General features: G+C 71.0%; 16 protein-coding genes. 12 read left to right on the top strand and 4 right to left on the bottom strand.

Going from position 1 to position 19,423, the window contains the following annotated elements:
- Positions 1–2 precede the first annotated feature (2 nt).
- The 3 genes from FKD65_RS23210 to FKD65_RS23200 all read left to right on the top strand — a co-directional run bounded on the left by FKD65_RS23210 (position 3) and on the right by FKD65_RS23200 (position 4,466).
- Positions 3–1,538, top strand: coding sequence for an AMP-binding protein (locus tag FKD65_RS23210; RefSeq protein WP_368367129.1), 1,536 nt, complete (start codon positions 3–5; stop codon positions 1,536–1,538).
- Between the two features lie 283 nt (positions 1,539–1,821).
- Positions 1,822–3,561, top strand: a complete 1,740-nt coding sequence (locus FKD65_RS23205) for an ABC transporter ATP-binding protein (protein WP_240809556.1) — start codon at positions 1,822–1,824, stop codon at positions 3,559–3,561.
- A 77-nt stretch (positions 3,562–3,638) separates the two neighbouring features.
- Positions 3,639–4,466, top strand: a complete 828-nt coding sequence (locus tag FKD65_RS23200) for a maleylpyruvate isomerase family mycothiol-dependent enzyme (RefSeq protein WP_141579480.1) — start codon at positions 3,639–3,641, stop codon at positions 4,464–4,466.
- A gap of 163 nt (positions 4,467–4,629) precedes the next feature.
- Here FKD65_RS23200 and FKD65_RS23190 read toward each other — a convergent pair whose 3' ends face one another.
- Complete coding sequence (locus FKD65_RS23190) at positions 4,630–5,220, bottom strand: TetR/AcrR family transcriptional regulator (RefSeq protein WP_141579479.1); 591 nt, start codon at positions 5,218–5,220, stop codon at positions 4,630–4,632.
- Between the two features lie 78 nt (positions 5,221–5,298).
- Here FKD65_RS23190 and FKD65_RS23185 point away from each other — a divergent pair, with 78 nt between their 5' ends.
- Positions 5,299–6,354 carry a hypothetical protein gene (locus tag FKD65_RS23185; protein WP_205718226.1) on the top strand — a complete coding sequence of 352 codons (1,056 nt, stop codon included), beginning with the start codon at positions 5,299–5,301 and terminating at the stop codon, positions 6,352–6,354.
- Positions 6,355–6,451: 97 nt separating this feature from the next.
- Here the strand turns inward: FKD65_RS23185 and FKD65_RS23180 are convergent, their stop codons facing one another.
- The 3 genes from FKD65_RS23180 to FKD65_RS23170 form a co-directional block, all read right to left on the bottom strand.
- A complete protein-coding gene (locus FKD65_RS23180) occupies positions 6,452–6,727 on the bottom strand; it encodes a hypothetical protein (RefSeq protein ID WP_141579478.1) in 276 nt (91 codons plus the stop codon).
- Between the two features lie 540 nt (positions 6,728–7,267).
- The gene (locus tag FKD65_RS23175; protein WP_141579477.1) at positions 7,268–8,068 is read right to left on the bottom strand and encodes an alpha/beta fold hydrolase; all 801 of its coding nucleotides are present in this window, start codon (positions 8,066–8,068) and stop codon (positions 7,268–7,270) included.
- A gap of 99 nt (positions 8,069–8,167) precedes the next feature.
- Entirely contained in the window at positions 8,168–9,136 is a 969-nt protein-coding gene (locus FKD65_RS23170) for a hypothetical protein (protein WP_141579476.1), read from the bottom strand.
- Positions 9,137–9,335: 199 nt separating this feature from the next.
- Between FKD65_RS23170 and FKD65_RS23165 the strand changes: the two genes are divergently transcribed.
- From FKD65_RS23165 to FKD65_RS23130, 8 genes are all read left to right on the top strand, one after another.
- Positions 9,336–10,436 (top strand): sensor histidine kinase, encoded by a 1,101-nt coding sequence (locus tag FKD65_RS23165; RefSeq protein WP_240810349.1) that lies wholly within the window; start codon positions 9,336–9,338, stop codon positions 10,434–10,436.
- Complete coding sequence (locus FKD65_RS23160) at positions 10,433–11,101, top strand: response regulator transcription factor (RefSeq protein WP_141579474.1); 669 nt, start codon at positions 10,433–10,435, stop codon at positions 11,099–11,101. Before FKD65_RS23165 ends, FKD65_RS23160 begins: the two co-directional genes overlap by 4 nt.
- 113 nt (positions 11,102–11,214) lie before the next feature.
- Positions 11,215–12,738 carry a DUF4419 domain-containing protein gene (locus FKD65_RS23155; RefSeq protein WP_141579473.1) on the top strand — a complete coding sequence of 508 codons (1,524 nt, stop codon included), beginning with the start codon at positions 11,215–11,217 and terminating at the stop codon, positions 12,736–12,738.
- Between the two features lie 597 nt (positions 12,739–13,335).
- Positions 13,336–14,628, top strand: coding sequence for a helix-turn-helix domain-containing protein (locus tag FKD65_RS23150; protein WP_141579472.1), 1,293 nt, complete (start codon positions 13,336–13,338; stop codon positions 14,626–14,628).
- Between the two features lie 122 nt (positions 14,629–14,750).
- Positions 14,751–15,395 carry a toll/interleukin-1 receptor domain-containing protein gene (locus FKD65_RS23145; protein WP_168221154.1) on the top strand — a complete coding sequence of 215 codons (645 nt, stop codon included), beginning with the start codon at positions 14,751–14,753 and terminating at the stop codon, positions 15,393–15,395.
- Positions 15,392–17,683: a hypothetical protein gene (locus FKD65_RS23140; RefSeq protein WP_141579470.1), complete on the top strand. Its 2,292-nt coding sequence runs from the start codon at positions 15,392–15,394 to the stop codon at positions 17,681–17,683. Before FKD65_RS23145 ends, FKD65_RS23140 begins: the two co-directional genes overlap by 4 nt.
- 21 nt (positions 17,684–17,704) lie before the next feature.
- Positions 17,705–18,343, top strand: coding sequence for a hypothetical protein (locus FKD65_RS23135; RefSeq protein WP_141579469.1), 639 nt, complete (start codon positions 17,705–17,707; stop codon positions 18,341–18,343).
- Positions 18,344–18,481: 138 nt separating this feature from the next.
- Positions 18,482–19,420, top strand: a complete 939-nt coding sequence (locus tag FKD65_RS23130) for a sigma-70 family RNA polymerase sigma factor (RefSeq protein ID WP_141579468.1) — start codon at positions 18,482–18,484, stop codon at positions 19,418–19,420.
- Positions 19,421–19,423: the final 3 nt, after the last annotated feature.

The raw sequence follows: 19,423 nt of genomic DNA, 5'->3' as shown, positions 1-19,423 counted from the left end.
GTTTGTGCTCCTTCTTGATCTACGGTACCGAGGCAACCGGTCACGGCCACCCACCTGGGCGAAATCGCCACCAGACAAGATGCCTGCACGCCGCGGGGCTGCGGCCCGGCGACCCGGTGCTCTTCCAGGTCACCAACCGGCTCCACACGATCGTGGCGTGGTACGGCGCGCTGAAGGCCGGACTCGTCCCGGTGGCGACGCTCGCGCAGCACCGCAGGCACGAACTGCACCAGATCGCCGCCCGCACCGGCGCGCGCGCCCACCTCGTCGAGGTGGACGCGGCGGACAAGTTCGACCTGGTCGCCTTGGCGGACGAGTTGCGGCGCGACTCGCCCGCGCAGCGGTACGTCATCACCGCGGGCGCGGCGGAGGTCCGGTCCGGCAGCGTGCGGCTGGAGGACCTCGGCGCGGACACCGATCCGGTCGGGGCCCGCCGCCTGGTCGAACGGATCCAGAGCGGGCTCGACCCGGGCGCCGTCGCGGTCTTCCAGCTCTCCGGCGGCACCACCGGCGTTCCCAAGGTGATCCCGCGCCGGCACGCCGAGTACTGGTACAACGCCGCCGCCTACGCCCGATGCCTGGAATGGGACGCCACCAGCCGGGTCGGGCACATCATCCCGATCATCCACAACGCCGGGATCGTCTGCGGCCTGCATGCCGCGCACAGCGTCGGCGCCCGCCTGATCCTCGGCACGCCGAACCCGGAGCAGTCCCTTCCGCTGCTGGCCGAGGAGGGGGTCACCGATCTGATCATCGGGCACGGCCACTTCCAGGCCGTCGCCGAGCGGGGCGTCGCGGCACTGGCCCCCACGCTGAGGCGCGCCGTCCTGTCCGGTACGAAGGTCCCGCCGCGGCTGTTCGAGCACATCGAGCGGCTCGGTGTCTGGCCGGGCCAGCTGTTCGGCATGGCCGAGGGCTTCTTCGCGGTCACGGTGCCGGGCTCGTCGCGCGAGTCGCGCCTGCTGACCGTGAGCGAGAAGCTGTCGCCCCTGGACGAGTTCGTGATCCTGGAGCCCGGCACCGAGGACCCCGTCCCCGACGGCGTGACCGGCGAACTCTGCTGCCGCGGCCCCTACACCATCCCCGGCTACTACGACGCGCCGGCGCACAACGCCAACGCCTTCACCTCCGACGGCTTCTACCGCACCGGGGACCTCGCCTCGGTGCGGGTCATCGACGGCCGGCGCTGCGTCTCGATCGACGGCCGGATCAAGGACCTGATCAACCGAGGCGGGGAGAAGATCAACGCGGAGGGTGTCGAACTGCTCCTGCTCCACCATCCCGGGATAGCCCAGGCCGCGCTGGTCGCCATGCCCGACACCCGGCTGGGTGAGCGTGCCTGCGCCTTCCTCGTCGCCGACGGCCCCGAACTGCCCCTGCGGCGGATCCAGGAACATCTCGACGGCCTGGGCGTCGCGAAGTACAAGTGGCCGGAACGACTGGTGTGGGTCCGCGACCTGCCGCGCTCCAAGGTCAACAAGATCGACAAGAGAACCCTCCGCGAGCGGGCAGCGCGGTTGCACCCCGGGCACGGGTGACCTACCCGGCCACCCTGAACCGGCCCCGCGCGCGGAGTGCACCGAAAGATGATCGCCCTCCGTTCTCCGCGTCCGCCGGCTCTGATCATTTGCGAAATGCGTTCGCCTCGGCTGGGGCGTCTGGGGCAGCATGGGAGGGCGGCGGCGTGGAGGGCGGGTGGCTGTGTCGAAATTACCGGGTGGGTCCGAGGGTGATCAGTCGGCCCGGCAGCGGGCGGTTCTGCTGGCCCTGCGCTATTACTGCGGTGTACTTCGCCGCCAGTGGCGCATCTCGCTTCCGGCGATGACTTTACCGGCATTCGGTAACACCTGCCTGTACTACCTGACGCCGCTGCTGGTGGCCGCCCTGGTAGGGCACCTGGCCGGGGGCGGGGAAAGCGGCCTCGCCGCCCTTCTGCCCTACGTTCTCGGATTCGCCGGAATGATGTTGCTGGGCGAGGCGCTGTGGAGAGTCGGGCTGCACTACCTCAACCGGGTGAACGGCCGAGGAATCGAATGGCTCGGCATCGCCGGAATGGACGAGCTGCTCGCCAAGGACGCCGCGTTCTTCCATGACAACTTCGCCGGTTCGCTGACCAAACGGATACTGAGCTTCTCCGGCGGCTTCGAAAGCTTCGCCGACACCCTCACCTTCTCGGTCGTGGCGAACGTGATCCCGCTGTCCTTCGCCTCGGTGATCCTCTGGCGGTACCACCCGCTCCTGGTCGTCGTCCTCGTGGGGCTGATCGTCTTCACCGGCTTCCTCGTCGCCCCGCTCATCCGCCGCAGGCAGGCGCTGGTGGACGAGCGCGAAGCGGCGAAGGTGCGAGTGTCCGGCCACGTCGCCGACGTGCTGACCAACATGGAGACGGTCCGCGCGTTCGCCGCCGAGGAGCGGGAGGCCGCCGAGTTCCGCGGCCGGGCCGTCGAGCAGCACCGCCTGTCACTGCGCTCCTGGGACTACGCCAACCTCCGGGTCGACACGGTCGTCGCGCCGATGACGATCATCACCAGCGCCCTGGGCCTGCTCGTCGCGGTGGCACTTCGCGGGGGGCTCGGGGTCGAGGCGATCGTCGTGACGTTCTCCTACTACAGCAACGCGACACGCATCATGTTCGAGTTCAACCAGATCTACCGGCGGATGGAGAGCACGCTCACCGAGAGCGCGCAGTTCACCGAGTTGCTCCTAAAGCCGCCTACCGTCGTGGACCCGCCCGACCCGCAGCCGCTGCGTCCGGTCGACGCCTCGATCCGTTTCGAGCGGGTACTGTTCGCGCACGGTGACGGCCCGCCCCTGTTCGAGGGGCTGGACCTGGAGATCCCCGGCGGTGCCAAGATCGGTCTGGTGGGCCGGTCCGGCGGCGGCAAGACCACCCTCTCCCGGCTGCTCCTGCGTCTCATGGACGTCGACGGCGGCCGGATCCTCGTCGGCGGCCAGGACATCGCGCGGCTGCGCCAGAGCGACCTGCGCGACCTCATCGCCTACGTCCCGCAGGAACCCGCGATGTTCCACCGGTCGGTGCGCGACAACATCGCCTTCGCCCGGCCGGGCGCCACCGAGACCGAGGTCCTCCGGGCCGCGCGGGCGGCGCACGTCACCGAGTTCGTCGAGAGCCTTCCGGACGGGTTCGACACCCTGGTCGGCGAGCGGGGCGTCAAGCTCTCCGGCGGTCAGCGGCAGCGCGTCGCCCTGGCCCGCGCGATCCTTCGAGACGCTCCGATCCTCCTCCTGGACGAGGCGACCAGCGCGCTGGACTCCGAAAGCGAACTCCTCGTCCAGGAAGCCCTGTGGCACCTGATGCGCGACCGCACAGCACTGGTCGTCGCGCACCGTCTGAGCACGGTCGTCCGCATGGACCGCCTGGTCGTCCTCGACCGCGGCCGCGTCCTCGAAGAGGGCTCCCACCTGGAACTCCTCGAGTCCAACGGCCCTTATGCCCGTCTCTGGCACCACCAGTCCGGCGGCTTCCTCACCGACGAGGCCACTCCGGACGTCCCGAGCGCCGCCCGGCCCGACCGCGACTCCGAGTCGGTGACCGGATGACCCGCGGCCGTCCGGCGGCGCCCGGGCCGGGCAGGAAATCCGTGGAGGGATCGAACCGGGGTCAGTATGGTCACGAGATGATCTTTGGTCCGGCCATCGACGTCCGTCCCCTGTTCCCGCGCGAGCGGCAGGCCATGCTCGACCTGCTCAGGACCCTGGGCCCCGCCGAATGGGCCATGCCCACGGTGTGCCCCGGCTGGGACGTGCGTGACGTCGTCGCTCATGTGCTGGGCGACTACATGCGGCGCCTGTCGGGCAGCCGCGACGGGCACAGTGGCGCGATCTTCGCCGACGACGAGACGCTCCCCGCCCATCTGGCGCGCACCAACGAGGAGTTCGTCCGGGCGTCCCGCCAGCTCAGCCCGCAACTGATGATCGAACTGCTGGACCATCTGGGCCCTCGCCTCGACGCCGTGTGGGCGGCACAGGACCTCCACGCCGCCGCCGACCTGAACGTCTCCTGGGCCGCCACCGACATCGACAGCCCCGCCTGGCTCGACATCGGCCGCGACTACACCGAGTTCTGGGCCCACCAGCAGCAGGTCCGCGACGCCGTCTCGGCTCCGGGCGCCACCGAACCCGAACTCATGGCTCCGGTGCTGGACGTCTTCGCGCGCGGCCTGCCGCACGCCTTGCGGATGCACGACCGTCCCGAAGGCGCCACGGCTCACCTGGAGGTCCTCGGCCCGGCGGGTGGGCGCTGGGGCGCGGTCCGGCAGGACGCACGGTGGCGGATGGCCCGACCCGTGGGGGAGCCGACCGCACTCGTCTCGATGGACCAGGACACCTTCTGGCGCCTGGCGACCCGGGGCATCACCGAGCAGCAGGCTCGTCAGCGCTCGACGACGACCGGCGACGCCGAACTCACCACGGCCATCACAGCCCTGCTCGCGGTCATCGCCTGACTCGGCCGGCAGCCGGACTCGCCAGCCCACCGGCCCCGAACTTCGTCGTTCTCGCAGCCCCGGACGGAAACGCGTTCTGCGTCGTGGATCCGAGCCACGCGCCGTCCGGTTCAGCCTGACGTTCGCAAGGGGGCGACGCTGCTCCGGACAGGGCCTCGGCCGGTCAGACGTCCTCCGGGGGACGGCAGAGCTCGGCGAGGTGGGCGGCGATGACCTCGCGCATCCGGGCCGGGGTGGCCACCTCGGGATGGGTCGCGGCGTGGACGGCCAGGCCGTCGACGAGGGCGTGCAGCCGGTCGGCCTCGCGGTCCCCGGCGGACGCGGGCACCTCCAGCGAGCGCACGACGGTGCGGCAGCCCTCGCGCAGGAGGGCGTACCCCTCGCTCTGCAGGGCGCCGAGCTTCGGATCGACCATCGCGCGCGCGGTGAAGGCCAGCCATACCCGGTTCTCGACGGCGCGCTCCGCGTCCATCGGCAGCAGTTCGGCCAGCACCATCTCGGCGCGGCGTCGCTCGTCGGGCTCGGGGGGAAGCGCGGCAATCCGCTGCTGGATCCGTTCGATGATCGCGCGCAGCGTGAACGCCAGCAGCTCGGACTGCGTGGCGAAGTAGTGCCGCAGCGACCCCATCGACAGGCCGGCTTCGCTCGCCACGTTGCGAACCGAGGCCCGGTCCAGCCCGTCGCGCAGGATCACCCGCCACACCGCCGCGACCACGTCCTGGCGCCGCTGCTCACCGTCCACCGTTCGAGGCATCCCCCATTAGTAGCACAGTCGTGCTACTATCCGGGAACTGGCACAGTTGTGCTAGTCAGCGCCGAACGGAGACCTCCGATGCGCCTCGAATCCCCCTCGAAACCCCCGCCCGGCACCGGCCCGCCGACCGGCGGCGGTCCGGCCCGATCGCTGCTTCGGAACAGAGCCGTACTGCTGACCGCTCTGGGGTGGGTGTCGGCGAACGTCCTGATGCTGGTCCTGGCCGACCGGAGGCTCCCACTTCACCTGCACGACGCCGCGGAGCGCTCCACGTCCGCCTATCTGGTGGACTTCAACATCCGGCTCGCCGAGGTCTTCTTCATCATGGCCCTGGCCTTCGTCCTCACCCGGCGCCGAGCCAGACCCGACCTGGCTGCCCGCGCCCCCGAGCGCACCATGGCGCTGCGGGAGACCCTGCTCCTCCTCGCCTACGGCGCCGGCGGGCTCGCCCTCGGGTTCGCGGTGGGCCGGGCGTTCGGCTGGCATCCCTTCGCCCTGCATCTGGCCGGCTCGGTGACCGAGACGGACGACCACGTCGAGCGGTCGGAAGCCATCGCCTGGGCCGCCTACAACCTGGTGGTCTTCGCGATCGTGCCGCTGGCGTACTTCTGGCGCCGCTACCCGGCCAGGGCGCTCAACCTGGTCTCCACCGACCGGCGCGGAGACCTCCGCCTGATCGTCGTCGTGCTGCTGGTCGAGGGGGCCGTGCAGGTCACCGCGCTGCATCCGAAGATCTTCGCCCTCGACGCGAGGCAGCTACTGCTGGGCGTGCCGCTCACCTTCGTCCTCTACATGGCGGGGACGGTCCTGCCGACGATGGTGTTCGTCTACGCGATCCTGATCCCGCGCTTCGTCAGGCTGACCGGCTCCGTCGCGACAACAGTGATCTTCGGCGGGCTGGCCTACGCCGCCTTGCACCTGTGGGACTCCTGGGCTGAGTACGGCTCCCCGCGGAACGCGGCCATCTCGATCGCGTTCCTTCTGCTCACCTACTTCGGCCCCGGCATGGTGAAGGCCTGGCTGACCGTCCGCACTGGAAACGCTTGGGTGCACGTCTGGGCCTACCACGCCCTGGCGCCCCACACCCTGGTCGATACCCCGCACGTCGCGCACATCTTCGGCATCCACCGCTGACCCGGTCGCTCACGGCGCGGCCACGCGGGCGAGACAGGTCACCAAGCTCGTCGGCCACTGCGGCGGTGTTGGTGCCGCCCGTGTCGGACGCGCGGGCTCAGCCGGTGTCCTCGACGCCGAGCGCCCGCACGATGCCGCCGGCCACCATCGTGATGATCCCGGGGTAGTAGAAGACGATCGCGATCACGATGCTGAGCACGATGAACTGAACGAAGCGTGTGATCTCCCGTGTGAACAGGAAGAACAGGGCCACGATCCCGACGATCACCAGGAACAGCGGCCCGAAGATATTGCGCAGCCATTCGGCCAACTGCTGGGTGTTCGGGTCGTCCTTCGCGGCCAGCACCACGGCCGCCTGCACACCTTGCAACATGTTGTCTCTGCTCCCTGCCCGGCTCCTGTGATCGCTACCATCTCACGCGGCCAGGGGTCCCACCGCGCAACCGGGTCCGCACTGGCCCTCAGGGCTCGATAGAGCCTCGCCGCGCGGCCGCCAGGCGGGTCTCGGGCCGCGATCGGGTGCTCACGATGACGTGTCCGCCGGCGGCACCCGCCGCGCCTGCACCGTAGGGCCGTCCCGCCACCGTCGAGCCACTGTCCGATCCTCTCGCGTGTACCGGGCCCATTGTGTGCCGTTGGCCGTTTCCGGTAAAGCGCACCTGCCCGGCATCGGCGGCCGGTCGCACATCGGATCACCTCGGTACGCGACCGGACGAGGCACACCCATCGCTCCGTCACACTAGCCCGGATCGTCGCGGATGCGCTCGGCCAAGCCCCCTACCAGGACCGGCCCCGCCGCCCCTCCGCCCGCCCCTGCGACCCATGCGCACCACGAGGTCCGGGACGGCGTACTCCGGCGGACGGGCCGCGCCGTGAGCGGGGATCGGCAGGACCCTGCCGATCCCCGGTGCGGTCAGCCGAGGGAGTCGAGGAAGTCTGTGACCGCGGCGGCGAAGCCGTCCGGGTCGGTGGTGTGGGCGAAGTGGTCGCCGTCGAGTTCGGCGAGCCGGGTGTCGGCGCGGCGGGCGACGATCCGGCGGCCTTCCTCGGGGGTGATGACCTGGCTGTCGCGGCCGAGCACGAACAGGGCGGGGCACCCGGTGGAGGTCCAGTCGGCCCAGTGGTCGCCGTGGGTTCCCTCCTCCGAGGTGATGGTGTCCTGCGGGTGGAACGGCAGACGCCGGCCGCCGTCGGCGGTGGGGCGCAGCCTGTCGCCGAGCATCGGGGCGAGCGGGCCGATGGCGTCCAGGAGCGTCTGCCGGTCGGGAGCGGTGTAGGGCATCGACAGGACGAACGACAGGGCGCTGGGGCCGTCATTGAGATCGCAGACCGGGCCCTCGACGTTGACGATGGCCGTCACGCGCTCGGGGTGCCGGGCGGCGACCTGGAAGGCCGTGATGCCGCCGCCGGAGTGGCCGAGCGTCACGGCCTGCTCGATCCCGAGGTGGTCCAGGAGGGCGATCGCGTCGGCGACGTAGTCGTCGCGGGTGTAGGAGTCGGCGCGGTCGGAGTCGCCGTGCCCGCGCTGGTCGGGCGCGACGACCCGCCACTGCGGCGCCAGTGCCTGGGCCAGCTGTGCCCAGCTCTGGCCCTCGTCGAGGTGGCCGTGCAGGGCCAGCAGCGGCCGGCCCGGTCCACCGAAGTCCAGATAGGAGAGCCGGCGGCCGTCGATGTGGAGCTCGCCGCGGATTCCGGTGACGCTGGTGCCACCCATGATCGAACCTCCGTCAGGTGTCTGTCTCGATGAACAGCACTCTGTCCGCGTCCGCTGACCGTGGACGCACCAGCCGCTGACGCCCGCCTTCTCCTTCGGTCAGGCCGTAGCGGTCGGGCCGGTTCGTGCGCCATCCGAGGAGTCTTCGGAGATCACGCGTCCGGGGTGTGGCCGGCTCACCCGCTCGTGGGTCGGCGGCACGGGATGTGCGGCGCGGCGACGGTGGTACGCCCACGTTGCGAGGCCGAGGGCCGCGCCCCAGGGCAGCCAGGCCAGGTTCCCCGCCCATGCCGCCCAGTCCGCCGCGTCGAACGCGGTGTCGCTCGCCCGCCCGGTGAGCACCGCCGCGGCCGAGGCCCGCCACATGGTGACCCCGGCGCCGGTCAGGATGACGGCGACCGTCGTGGCCGGGACGGTCGCCGCCCAGCGGGGCACCCATCGGCCGCCGAGCAGCGGCAGCCAGGCCGGCAGCCGGGTCCCCCACCGCTGGATCAGGCCGAGGGTCAGCATCCCGCCGACGACCGCCGCCGCGGCGAAGGCCAGCTCCCGGGTCCGCCCGGTCGGCGTTGACACGATCGCCTCCGTCTCCGGGGCCAGACCGAACGGCAGACCGAGCGCCCACAGCATGCGCGGCACCGCGTACACGAGCGGAGCCGCCGCGGCGAGGAGAGTGACCCTCCGCCCCCATCTCGGATCGGCGGCGCGCCCACGCCGACGCCCCGCGGCGTGGGCGGCGCCGGCCCACAGGACTCCGCCCGCCGTGCACCACGCCTGCCACACCGCGGCCGCCTCGACACGTTCGCCGTGCAGCACCAGCAGTTCTCCGACGGCCAGCAGCAACCGGCCGTCGGGGACGACCAGGAGCAGCACGGCCGCCGCCGCCCACCCGAGGATCCGCAACCGGGGCCACCATGCCGGCAGCACGGCCAGGGCGACGCCGGCCAGGCCGAGCACGGCGATGCCGGAGCCTGCCGCGACAGGGCTCAGGCCGGTCAGGATCGCACCCATCCGGATCGCCCGGTCCGCGTCGCCGAGCGGGAAGCACGGCCCGCCGGCCGCCCACAGCACGCCGGCCGACGCGGTGGCAGCGCACCATCCGGCGGTCGCACCCGCCCAAGTAATCGCCCTTGATCGCATGCGACCAGCGTCGCCGCGCGGCGGCTTCGGCCGTACCCGCCGAACGGCTGGATCGAGGTCGCTTCGTGCCCCCTGCCCGGCCATTCGGCGGGTGTGAGCCCGGACACCGCTTGTTTAGGGTGAACTCGTGATGATGTTGATGGGCCTGGCCTCGGCGGTCCTCGCGGTCGTCGCGGTCGCCGTGGTCATGCGCGGTGGAACCGACCGCGTCGGCACCATCACGGCGGTCGTCGCGGCCGCCGCCTCGATCACCGTCACCGCCGCCACGGCGGCCGGTCGGTCCCCCCGATGGGCACCTCCGGAATGGGATGTCCCGCTGCTGCCGCTGCTCACAGAACTCGGCGCGCTCACAGTGCTCACGGCCCGCTTCGCACACCGGGGGCGGGCGACCACGGCGGTCCTCGGCGCGGGTGCGACCGGTCTGGCCACCGCCCTGCTCGTGCTGCGCCTGTTCAGGCCGACCTCGTGGCCGGCCGGGGCGGGTGCGTGCGGTCTGTGGACACTGGCCGTCCTGGCCGCCGCCGCGGTGGGCCTGCACCTCCGCTTCCAGGACGGGCGCCGGGAGCGGCACGCCGCCGAGTCCCTCCGGGCGCAGCGTCTGCGCCTCGCTCGTGATCTGCACGACTTCGTCGCTCATGGCGTCAGCGAGATGGTCGCCGGTGCCCAGGCCGGGCAGGTCGTCGGCGCTGACCCGGCACAGGCGGCGATGCTGTTCCAGCGAATCGAGCAGGCCGGGCAACAGGCCCTGGCCACCCTCGACCAGACCGTGCACATGCTCGACACCCCGGAGGCGGTGCCGCGGGCCGGGCTGGAGGAGCTGCCCGCGTTGGTCGCCGGGTTCGATGCCGTCGGGCCGACCCGCGCCGTCCTGGACCTCGACCCCGCACTCACCGGCGCGCTTCCGGACGACGTCTCGTCGGTCGCCTACCGCACCGTTGCGGAAGCGCTCACCAACGTTCGCCGCCATGCACCCGCCGCCCCGCGGGTCTCCGTCACCGTTACCCGCACCGGCCCGGACACTCTCACGCTCACCGTCACCAACCGCCTGCCCACCACGGCGCCGGCGCCGCCCCGGAGTGCGCCGGCCGGACGCGGCCTGCCCGGGCTGGCCGCGGCCGCCGCGGCCATAGGCGGCCGGGTCGAGGCCGGACCGCACGGCGCCGACTGGCGACTGCGCGCCCGGCTGCCGTTGCGTCCTCGCCAGGACCACGGCGCGACGGGCGGATCATGACGGCGACGAGGATCGTGCTGGTCGACGACCAGGAGGGCATCCGGACGGCGTTCAGGCTGATCCTCGACGCCCAGCCGGACATGACCGTGGTCGGCGAGGCCGCCGACGGGACCACCGCGCTCGAGCTCGCCCGGCACCTCCGTCCCGACGTCGTCCTCGCCGACGTCCGCATGCCCGGCATGGACGGGCTGCAGCTCACCCGCGAACTGGCCGGCCCGCATGTCGCCCACCCCGTCCGGGTCGTCGTGGTCACCACCTTCGACCTCGACGACTACGTGTACGCCGCGCTGCGCCACGGAGCCTCCGGCTTCCTGCTCAAACGGTCCGGACCGAACCTCATGATCGAGGCGATCCGGGCGGCGATGGCCGGCGACACCCTGATCAGCCCCCAGGTGACGGTCCGGTTGCTGCGGCACCTGACCGCCGCGGCCAGAACCCCGCGCCGACCCGGACCGGACGTCCTCACCAGCCGGGAACGCGACGTCGCCCGCCTGGTCGCCACCGGCATGTCCAACGCCGAGATCGCCCACGAGCTGCATATCTCCGTCGGCACGGTGAAAGGCCACCTCGCCGGCATCCACGCCCGGCTCCAGCTCCGAAACCGAGTCGAGATAGCAGTCTGGGCTCACGAAACCGGCCTGGCCGGCGGCCATCGCCCCACGTAGGCCGCGCAGATCTCGTACCACCTTCACGCTCCAGCGCCTACGCCCGATGACCAGACCGCAACCGGCCAGCGGAGAGCAGCCGGCCGGGCGAGACGCGCGCTACCGTCCGGTGAGTGGTGACCTTCAAGGTCGATGATGTCGAACCGGCCACCGGGCGCCTGCCCACGATGCCGCTCGGCGATCAGTTCGCCGAAGCGCTGGTGGTCGGTGGCGATCCGACCCTGCCGGTTCTGGAGAGCAACGGTGTTCACCCCCTGCTCAGCGCCGTCGGGCGCGCGTTCGCCGAGCATCGCCCGCTCGTGCTCTCCCCGGACGCGGTGTGGCTGACCATCATGCAGGGCTTGGCACAGCATGTGCGTCTGCACGCCGAGGAGTTGCGGCCCCGGCTGGTGAGCCACTCCGGCCGCAAGCGGCTCACGGTGACGGTGGACGGGCCGATGCCCCAGGATCCCGGCTCGTGGCGGAACGCCGTCGAGTCGTTCAGCGAGCTGCTCCTCGCCGAGGTCACCGGCGCCGACGAGTTCGAGTGCGACTTCTCCACCAGCACCGACGTCGACCGGATGGCCGGACGGGTCGTTCTGCTGGACGTGTACTCCCCGTACTTCGCGCTGTGGATGATCTTCGTCTGCGGCATCCCGTCCATCACGCTGACCGGCACGGTCGAGGACTGGCGGACGATCCGCGCCCGGGTGGACGCGATCGCCGCGCTCGGCCTGGAGACCTGGTGCGGGTCCCTCGCGGCCATCGCCGACCAATGCGTCAGAGCCGCGTCAGGTGACGTCGACACCGCGTTCTGGCGGCGCATCTACAGCCCCGTCGACGCCTACGGCGGCGAGGTGATCACCGGCTGGGCCGCGCGCTTCTACCCGTACCTGACCGGTGACGGCGAGCTCGCGGAGCCCAATCCGCTGCTGGAGCTGCCGATCGATGAACCCCGCGACGCGACGGACGGCCCCGGCGGTCCCTACGAGGGGCCCGGCATCCGCAGCGACCGGGTGCCGGCCACGCTGTCGCGGGTGAGGATCGACGTCAACGACCGAGTCGGGCGCGCCAACCGGGCCGTGGCCCTGCACGCCGGCCTGACCAGCGTCGCCCAGGACCCCGACGGCGCGCTGCGCCCGCTCGGCGGCTGGTACCTGGCGCCGGCGACGGTCGAGATCGACGATGTGATCGACCGCATCGTCCGCGATCACACGACCGACCCGCCGCTGCCCCATCGCTGGTACTCGGCCCCCGCCGACCTCGCGGTCCTCTACCGTCGCATCGGCTCGGCGACGATGTTCGACGGGTCCTGGCGGCTGCGCCCGGCCGCCGGCCACCGCCGGATCCGGCGCGAACCGCACCGCCCCGGGATCAGGACGGTCATCGATCTGGCCGACGGCCGGTGCATCAGCCTGGCCGTCGACGACCTCGCGCACACCTTCCACTGGATCGTCTGCCGCGTCGAGGAGGTCGACAGATCTCGAGATCCGTCCGGCAGCGGGTTCCGGCTGGTCGACGAGCCCGCCGACGTCCCGGTGTACGGCACCTCGCTGGCGCTCCTGCTCGATGCCGCCCTGGACTCCGGTGGTGACATCTCCTACCTGGAAACCGGCCGCCTCGCCCAGCTCGACGCACCAACCCACCGAGCAACGTAGAACCCACCAGCAAGACGCTCGACCGGTACTGGCATGGCCCCGGCTCGGCAACGGCTCTGGAACGGGCGACCAGTGCCCCGGTGGGCTCCGGCCCGCTTCGGACAAGGGTCGCAATCGGCGGTCAGGCGGTGCGACCGCTCCCTGGCGAGCTCTCCGCAGGAGGAAACGGGAAACTCGCTCCCGAGGTTTATACGATGCCCTCTTCTTCGCCATGATTTGACGCAATACTGCTGTCGTGACCGATGCATGGAGGTGTCCGGAGTTCATGCCAGGCATCCATGAGCGCGACGAAAGCCACGGGCATCGTCAGGAGAAGCCGGCATACTCCTTCGTCGCACAATTCGATCAACGCGGGCACGGCCGCCCACAGTTGGACCACGGCGAAGATCGCCACCCACCGGGAAGAACCCCGCGCCCTTCCCGCATTTCCCGTCCGGCGGGTCATACACGCCCTCCCTTGGTCGATGCGATACCGCGCCCGTGTCGTCGGGCGCTCGCGTCCTGTCTCGTCGATGTCCAACGTGCGGCACGTCGCGAATTCTTATCCAGGCGTTTCGCCGGGCCCTGCGAGGGCGGCAACGGGAAACAGGGGTCGACATGACGGAACGGGTGACAACCTTCGGTGCAGAGCTCCGACGAATGCGGATGGAGGCCGGCCTGTCATTGGCGCAACTCGGTGAACTCCTGCACTACAGCAAGGGACATCTGAGCAAGATTGAGAACGGGACCAAATCACCCTCACCCGAACTGGCGCGCCAGAGCGACGCCGCGCTCGGGGCGAAGGGGAGGCTCGTCTCACTCGTCGCCGGACGGCCGTCCGACACCGCACCGCCGGAGGCGGTATCGGATGAAGACGAGGTATGGCTGATGAGCCTGTCCGCCGATGGGGCCAACTGGTTCAACCCCGTGAACCGTCGCGAGGCGCTGGCACTGACGACGTCATCGCTGCTGGGCTTCGGCCTGAGCAGTCAGGGCATGTCGGCGACCGCCCGCCGGCCGGCGGCGGTGGAGGTGTTCCGGACCATGTTCGAGCAGGCCCGGAACCTCGGCCAGACCGCCAGTCCGGGCGTGGTGCTGCCCGCGGCCATCGCCCAGACGCATGTGCTGCGCGGCCTGGCGCTCAAGGCGCCGCCGGGGATCAGGGACGAGTTCCTCGTCCTGGGCGCGCGGTTCGCCGAGTACGCGGGCTGGATGGCGCAGGAGGCTGGGAACTCCCAGGCCGCCCTGTGGTGGACGGCGAAGGCCGTCGACATGGCGGCGGCCGGGAACGACCACGACCTGGCGGTCTACTCCCTGGTGCGGCGCGCGCTGGTCACCCTCTACCGCGACGACGCCGCCCAGACCATCGAACTGGCCCGGCAGGCCCAGGTCCGCAAGGACGTCCCGCGGCGCATCCGCGGGCTGGCCGCGCAGCGTGAGGCGCAGGGCCACGCGCTGGCCGGTGACTACGACGCCTGCATGCGCCTCCTGGACGAGGCGCGCGAACTCCTCGCCGGTGACTCCGACCGGCCGGATCCGTCGGTGCTCGGCAGCATGAACCTCACCGACCCGGTCTCGATGGCCACGGGCTGGTGCCTCTACGAGCTGGGCCGTCCGAAGGAGGCCGCCGAGATCCTCGACGCGCAGGTGGCTCTGATCCGTCCGCAGGCGCTTCGCTCCCAGGCGCGGTACGGAGCACGGCAGGCGCTCGCCCACGCGTCGGCCGGGCATGTCGAGCACGCCTGCGACCTGACCGGTCGGCTTCTCACGATCTCCGACGTGGTCGCCTCCGCCACGATCACGACCGACCTCCGCCGCCTGGCCCGAGTCCTGTCCCGATGGCACGCCAACCCGTCCGTGCGCGAGTTGTACCCGGCGCTCACCGCCGCGCTGCGTTCACCGGAGGTCTGACGGCCCGCGATGACGGACCTCGGGGACGGCGGCAGGCCGGTCCGACCCGAGTACAGGATCCGCCCGAGACCGCCGCGATCGGCTGCCGGGCAGGTCCGCAGAAACCGAGATTGGGAGGGCGCATGCCCAGATTCTTTGTCAATTACCGCTCCGGCGACACCGAACACGTCGCCGCCCTGGTCGAACGCGAACTGTCCAGCCGCTTCGGCACGGAGGTCTTCTTCCGCGCGAGCAAGTCGATCCCGGCCGGAGACGACTTCACTCAGGTGCTGCGGCGGGCGGTCCGGCAGAGCGACGCTCTGCTCTCGTTCATCGGTCCGCACTGGTGGGACACCGACGGCGACGGCCGGCGCAAGATCGACCGGGACGACGACTGGCCCCGGCTGGAGATCGCGGAGGCGTTCCGGCACGGCGTTCGGGTGATCCCGATCCTCGTCGGGGCCGTCGACCCGCCGCGCGCCCGGGATCTCCCCGCCGACCTCGCCCGCCTGGCCGTGTGCCAGTACGTCCGGCTGGGCCACCGCAACCAGGACGCGGACATGGACCTGCTCGTCGCGCAGCTCATGAAACTGGTTCCCGAGTTGGAGGAGTCGGCAGGGGACGAGTCCGAGACGAGCACGGGAGCCTCCGGCGGTTTCGTCAACAATGCCAAGGGCGACGTGAACATCGGCTTTCAGGCCGACAACGTCCGCGGTGGTGTGCGCCTGGGCGACATCGGCGGAGCCGGAAGGCGGCGTGCCGCGTCCGGCGAGAAGGACACGCAGTGAGCCCGCCCCAGCACCCTGGCCCGCGGCAGCCGCCCTTCACTTTCCGCAACACCGCGGAGCGTGACGTCAACGTCGGTTTCCAGGCCGAGAACATCTTCGGCGACGTCACCTACACGATCGGCGACAACGCCTCGCCCGAGGACAAGTTCCGGGTCGCCAAGAAGTACATCGCGGGCGGGCGGTCGCGCTCCGCCGAGGAACTGATCGGCGAGGTCGTGGCGGCCGGGTTCGTCGCCGCCGGGAGCCCGTCCTCCCTCGCGAACGAGGTCGCCTACTACTGGACCCTCAGCGTGCTGGGCGACCGCTCCTTCGAGTTGCTCGACAAAGGACAGTTCGAGCAGATCCGGCAGGCCCGCGAACTCGCGTGCGGAGGACCAGCCGACCAGTGGCACAGGGCCCTCGGCGTCCTCACCGATCTCCTGGACGCCCTGGAGACGCAGGAGGAGAGCGGGTCCGTGTCTCCCGAACGTCTCGACGCCTTCTTCGCAGGGTTCGGGCGGTTGGAGCCCGTCCATCGCGAGGAGATCCGGCGCCATCTCGACCTCATTCTCAGCGGTGTCTTCCAAGACAGGCTCACCGCGCACGACGCCGAGATGGTCCGCACGGAGCGGATGGGGAGGGGCAGGGAGGAGCGGGTCTGGAAGTTCTTCGAACCGGTTCCGGCCCGACCGCGGCAGGTCCCCGTGCAGTGGCCCGCCCTCGAACTGCTCCAGTGGACGATGGCGGGCTGGGGGGCGATCATGGTCACCACCGGGCTGGTCCTGGGGGCCTTCTTGGTGGCCACGGTGAGCTGGAAGGCCGTCACCGTCTCGGCCGTCCTCCTCCTCGGTTTCGGATCCCTTGTCGGTTATGTTGGCCCCAGGGTGCTTCCGGTGCGCTACGCCCCGGCACCCAGGCGAGACCCGAAGGAATCCCGCGGACGACCGGCGAGCCTGGAACGACACCGGTTCGCCGAGCACGTCCACCGAACGGTGCGGCGACAGTACGAGAAGCGCTCGCCGCGCGCCGCTCTTCAGCGGCCCCTGTGGACGGCCGCGACGCGCCGCTCCAGGGCGAGGCTCGCCCACGAGATCATCGAGGTGTACGGCGACGCGGGGATCGCTCCCTCGCGGATCGACTGGCTGATCGCCTGGCACGCCGAGAAGGACGCGCGCGGATGGTCGGCCGGCAAGCGCAACGACCCCCGGCCGCTGTTACGAATCGCGGGCCTGCTCACAGGTGTGATCGGCATGGCCGTCGGCTCGCACATCGCCATGACCAAGATGCAGTGGGCCAATCCCGAGATCGCCGACATCGCGCTGGCATGGGTGGTGGCGGGCGGGGTGCTGCTGGTGGTCGGCCGGGCCGATGTCCATATCGTCCGCAGCTTCACCCACCGAGCGTGGCAGACCAAGTCCGACGAGCGGTTCGCCAGGGAGAAGGAGGCGTACGAAGAGCGCTGCAGGCTGCTGGCGAACCGGCCCGGCGACGCCGAGATGGCCCGCTGGCTGGACTTCGACAAGTTCTACCTGAAGTCGCTGGCCATGAACCAGTACGGCCTGGGCAACCGGGAGGTCGTCGCGCACGCGTTCCTGGCCGAAGCCGTCCCGAACTGCCGGCGCGCCAGGGTCAGCAACGGCCCGTCCCGCTTCTCCGCGTACACCATCTGGGTCTTCCTGCTCACCGGTTCCGGCGTCCGGCAGATGGCCGTCCACCTGGACTTTCCGACCGGCATCGTGAAGGACCAGCAACGCAGGGCCTTTCGTTACGACGCGCTGGCCTCCGCCCAGACCACCGAGTTCGGGATCCGGTTCGACGACGGCCGCCGGGAGCGTCTGCTGCCCCCGGCGCCCGCCTTTGGCGACGATCAACGGCGCGAGGAGCGGGAAACCGAGCGCGGAGAGGAGAAGCGTTCGGAGAAGTCGTTCGTCTTCTTCCAACTGTTCCAGCTCTCTCTCGTCAACGGGCAGAACATTCACATCACGGTGGAGAACCTGGAGGAATGGCTGCTTCGGCGCGTGGGCGAGGCCCGCAACGGCTCGCCGTTCGAGATGCCCGACACCTCCGACCTCACCGGCGCGCTCGGAGTCCTCGAGGCGGTCGCCGCGGACGGCAGCGAATGGATCACGCGTGCGCGGGCACGGCGGCGCAACGCCTCGTCCGCTCCCGAGGACCGTTCACTTCCCGGCCTCCCGCCACCGCGGCGGCCTTCCGGCGGTTCGCCCGCCGACTCTCCTGCCCCCGAAACCCCTCCACAGGTGGACGACGGCCGCCAGGACGGTCCCAGCGGTGACAACGGTGTGCGCTGACCCGATGAAAGGAGCCCGAGCATGACCTGTCGATGGTGCGGCAACGACAACGTGCTGAACCGTCCGCACTGCCCGCACTGCGGAGAGAACGTCAAGAGGCTCGAAGAAGCGTTCGCTACGGAGCGGGAGGACCCCGAGGAATCGTCGATCGAGAGCTGGCGCTACAACACGGCGCAGGTCGGCAAGAGCCTGGCCGTGTCGGCCATCGCCGTGGTCCTACTGGTGGGCGGCGGGAAGGCCGCTTACTCCGAGTGGCCGGAGACGATGTGGCCGCGCTCGCTTTCGTCGCGACCGCCCGCGGCGGCCGGGAACACCGCTGCGCCGACCGAGGGTGCCTCCGAGCGCTGCGTCAACAAGGGTGCTCGCGTGGTCGATCCGAACGGGCGGTCCTACCACCGGTGGTACTGCACGATCGAGCGCCCCGGACACGTTCTCGGAAGCCCGAGCGCGCTCGCGGCGGCCACCGGATACCTGCGCGAGGGCGAGAGCTGGTTCGCCTGCCAGGTCCAGGGTGCGCCTGATCCCGAAGGCGGTGGCACCACCTGGTTCTACACCCAGGGTGACGAGCAGTATGCCGACGAGGGCTGGGGCTACTTCCCGGCCGGATCGGTCGACTCCTCCTGGAACAACGCCCCCGTCCCCGGCCTGCCGTTGTGCTGACCGGCAGAACCCGGCGTTCTCACGGTCCTGTGGTGAGGCGGTGCGCGGCGGGCGAAGGCGAGTTCCAGCCCGCCCTGATCGCCGGCTGGTCGGCCGACGGGTGGGGCGCGGGGCGCGGGCCCCGCATAGTGTGGGGGCGTGGTCTTCGAGGAGCGGTTGGAAGCGCATCGTGGGGAGTTGACCGGCTACTGCTACCGCATGCTCGCCTGCGCCGCCGAGGCGGAGGACGCCGTTCAGGAGACCCTGCTCCGCGCCTGGAAGAACGCCGATCGCTTCGATGAGCGCAAAGCCGGTCTGCGAACCTGGCTGTACAGGATCGCCACCAACGTCTGCCTCGACATGACCCGCAGCGTGCAGCGGCGCGCGCTGGCGATGGATCTCGGCCCGTCCTCGCCGGTCGGCGCCTTCCTCGGAGCGCCGTTGGACGCCGCCGCCTTCGTGCAGCCGATCCCCGACCGGCTCGTGCTGCCCGTCAACGGTGATCCGGCCGAACTGGCCGACGCGCGCGAGACGATCCGGTTGGCGTTCGTCGCCGCTCTGCAGGCGCTGCCGCCGCGCCAGCGGGCGGTTCTCATCCTGCGTGAGGTGCTCTGCTGGACGGCGGAGGAGGTCGCCGCGCTGCTCGACAGCAGCCCGGCCGCGGTCAACAGCGCCCTGCAACGAGCACGTGCCACCGTGGCCGGGCGCCGCCCGCAGGCCGGGAGCGGCGAGGTCGACGAAGACCTGCTGGAGCGGTACGTCAGGGCGTTCACCGCCTACGACGTCGACGGCCTGGTGTCGCTGCTCCACCAGGACGCCACCATGTCGATGCCGCCGTTCGCCTGGTGGCTCGGCGGCCGGGAGGCGATCCGGGCCGCCCTGCTGGGTGCGGCCGGTGCCTGCGCCGATGACCGGCTGGTCCGCACGGCGGCCAACGGGTCGCCGGCCTTCGGGCAGTACCGGGACGGGAAGGCGTTCGGCCTGGTGGTCCTCGACTTCCGCGACGGGCTGATCGCCGGCACGACGACCTACCTCGACCCGTCCCTGTTCGCGCTGTTCGGATTGCCGATGACTCCAGAGGCGCCGTCCCGTATGTAGTGC

Origin of the sequence: Actinomadura sp. WMMA1423 (genome assembly GCF_006547145.1) — a bacterium.
Lineage (GTDB): Bacteria > Actinomycetota > Actinomycetes > Streptosporangiales > Streptosporangiaceae > Spirillospora.
This window is presented reverse-complemented; position numbering and strand designations above follow the sequence as displayed.

Coding starts and splice junctions, on each gene's coding strand:
- FKD65_RS23205 (WP_240809556.1), top strand. CDS start 1,822: ATGACTTTACCGGCATTCGGTAACACCTGCCTGTACTACCTGACGCCG.
- FKD65_RS23200 (WP_141579480.1), top strand. CDS start 3,639: ATGATCTTTGGTCCGGCCATCGACGTCCGTCCCCTGTTCCCGCGCGAG.
- FKD65_RS23190 (WP_141579479.1), bottom strand. CDS start 5,220: ATGCCTCGAACGGTGGACGGTGAGCAGCGGCGCCAGGACGTGGTCGCG.
- FKD65_RS23185 (WP_205718226.1), top strand. CDS start 5,299: ATGCGCCTCGAATCCCCCTCGAAACCCCCGCCCGGCACCGGCCCGCCG.
- FKD65_RS23180 (WP_141579478.1), bottom strand. CDS start 6,727: ATGTTGCAAGGTGTGCAGGCGGCCGTGGTGCTGGCCGCGAAGGACGAC.
- FKD65_RS23175 (WP_141579477.1), bottom strand. CDS start 8,068: ATGGGTGGCACCAGCGTCACCGGAATCCGCGGCGAGCTCCACATCGAC.
- FKD65_RS23165 (WP_240810349.1), top strand. CDS start 9,336: ATGATGTTGATGGGCCTGGCCTCGGCGGTCCTCGCGGTCGTCGCGGTC.
- FKD65_RS23160 (WP_141579474.1), top strand. CDS start 10,433: ATGACGGCGACGAGGATCGTGCTGGTCGACGACCAGGAGGGCATCCGG.
- FKD65_RS23150 (WP_141579472.1), top strand. CDS start 13,336: ATGACGGAACGGGTGACAACCTTCGGTGCAGAGCTCCGACGAATGCGG.
- FKD65_RS23145 (WP_168221154.1), top strand. CDS start 14,751: ATGCCCAGATTCTTTGTCAATTACCGCTCCGGCGACACCGAACACGTC.
- FKD65_RS23135 (WP_141579469.1), top strand. CDS start 17,705: ATGACCTGTCGATGGTGCGGCAACGACAACGTGCTGAACCGTCCGCAC.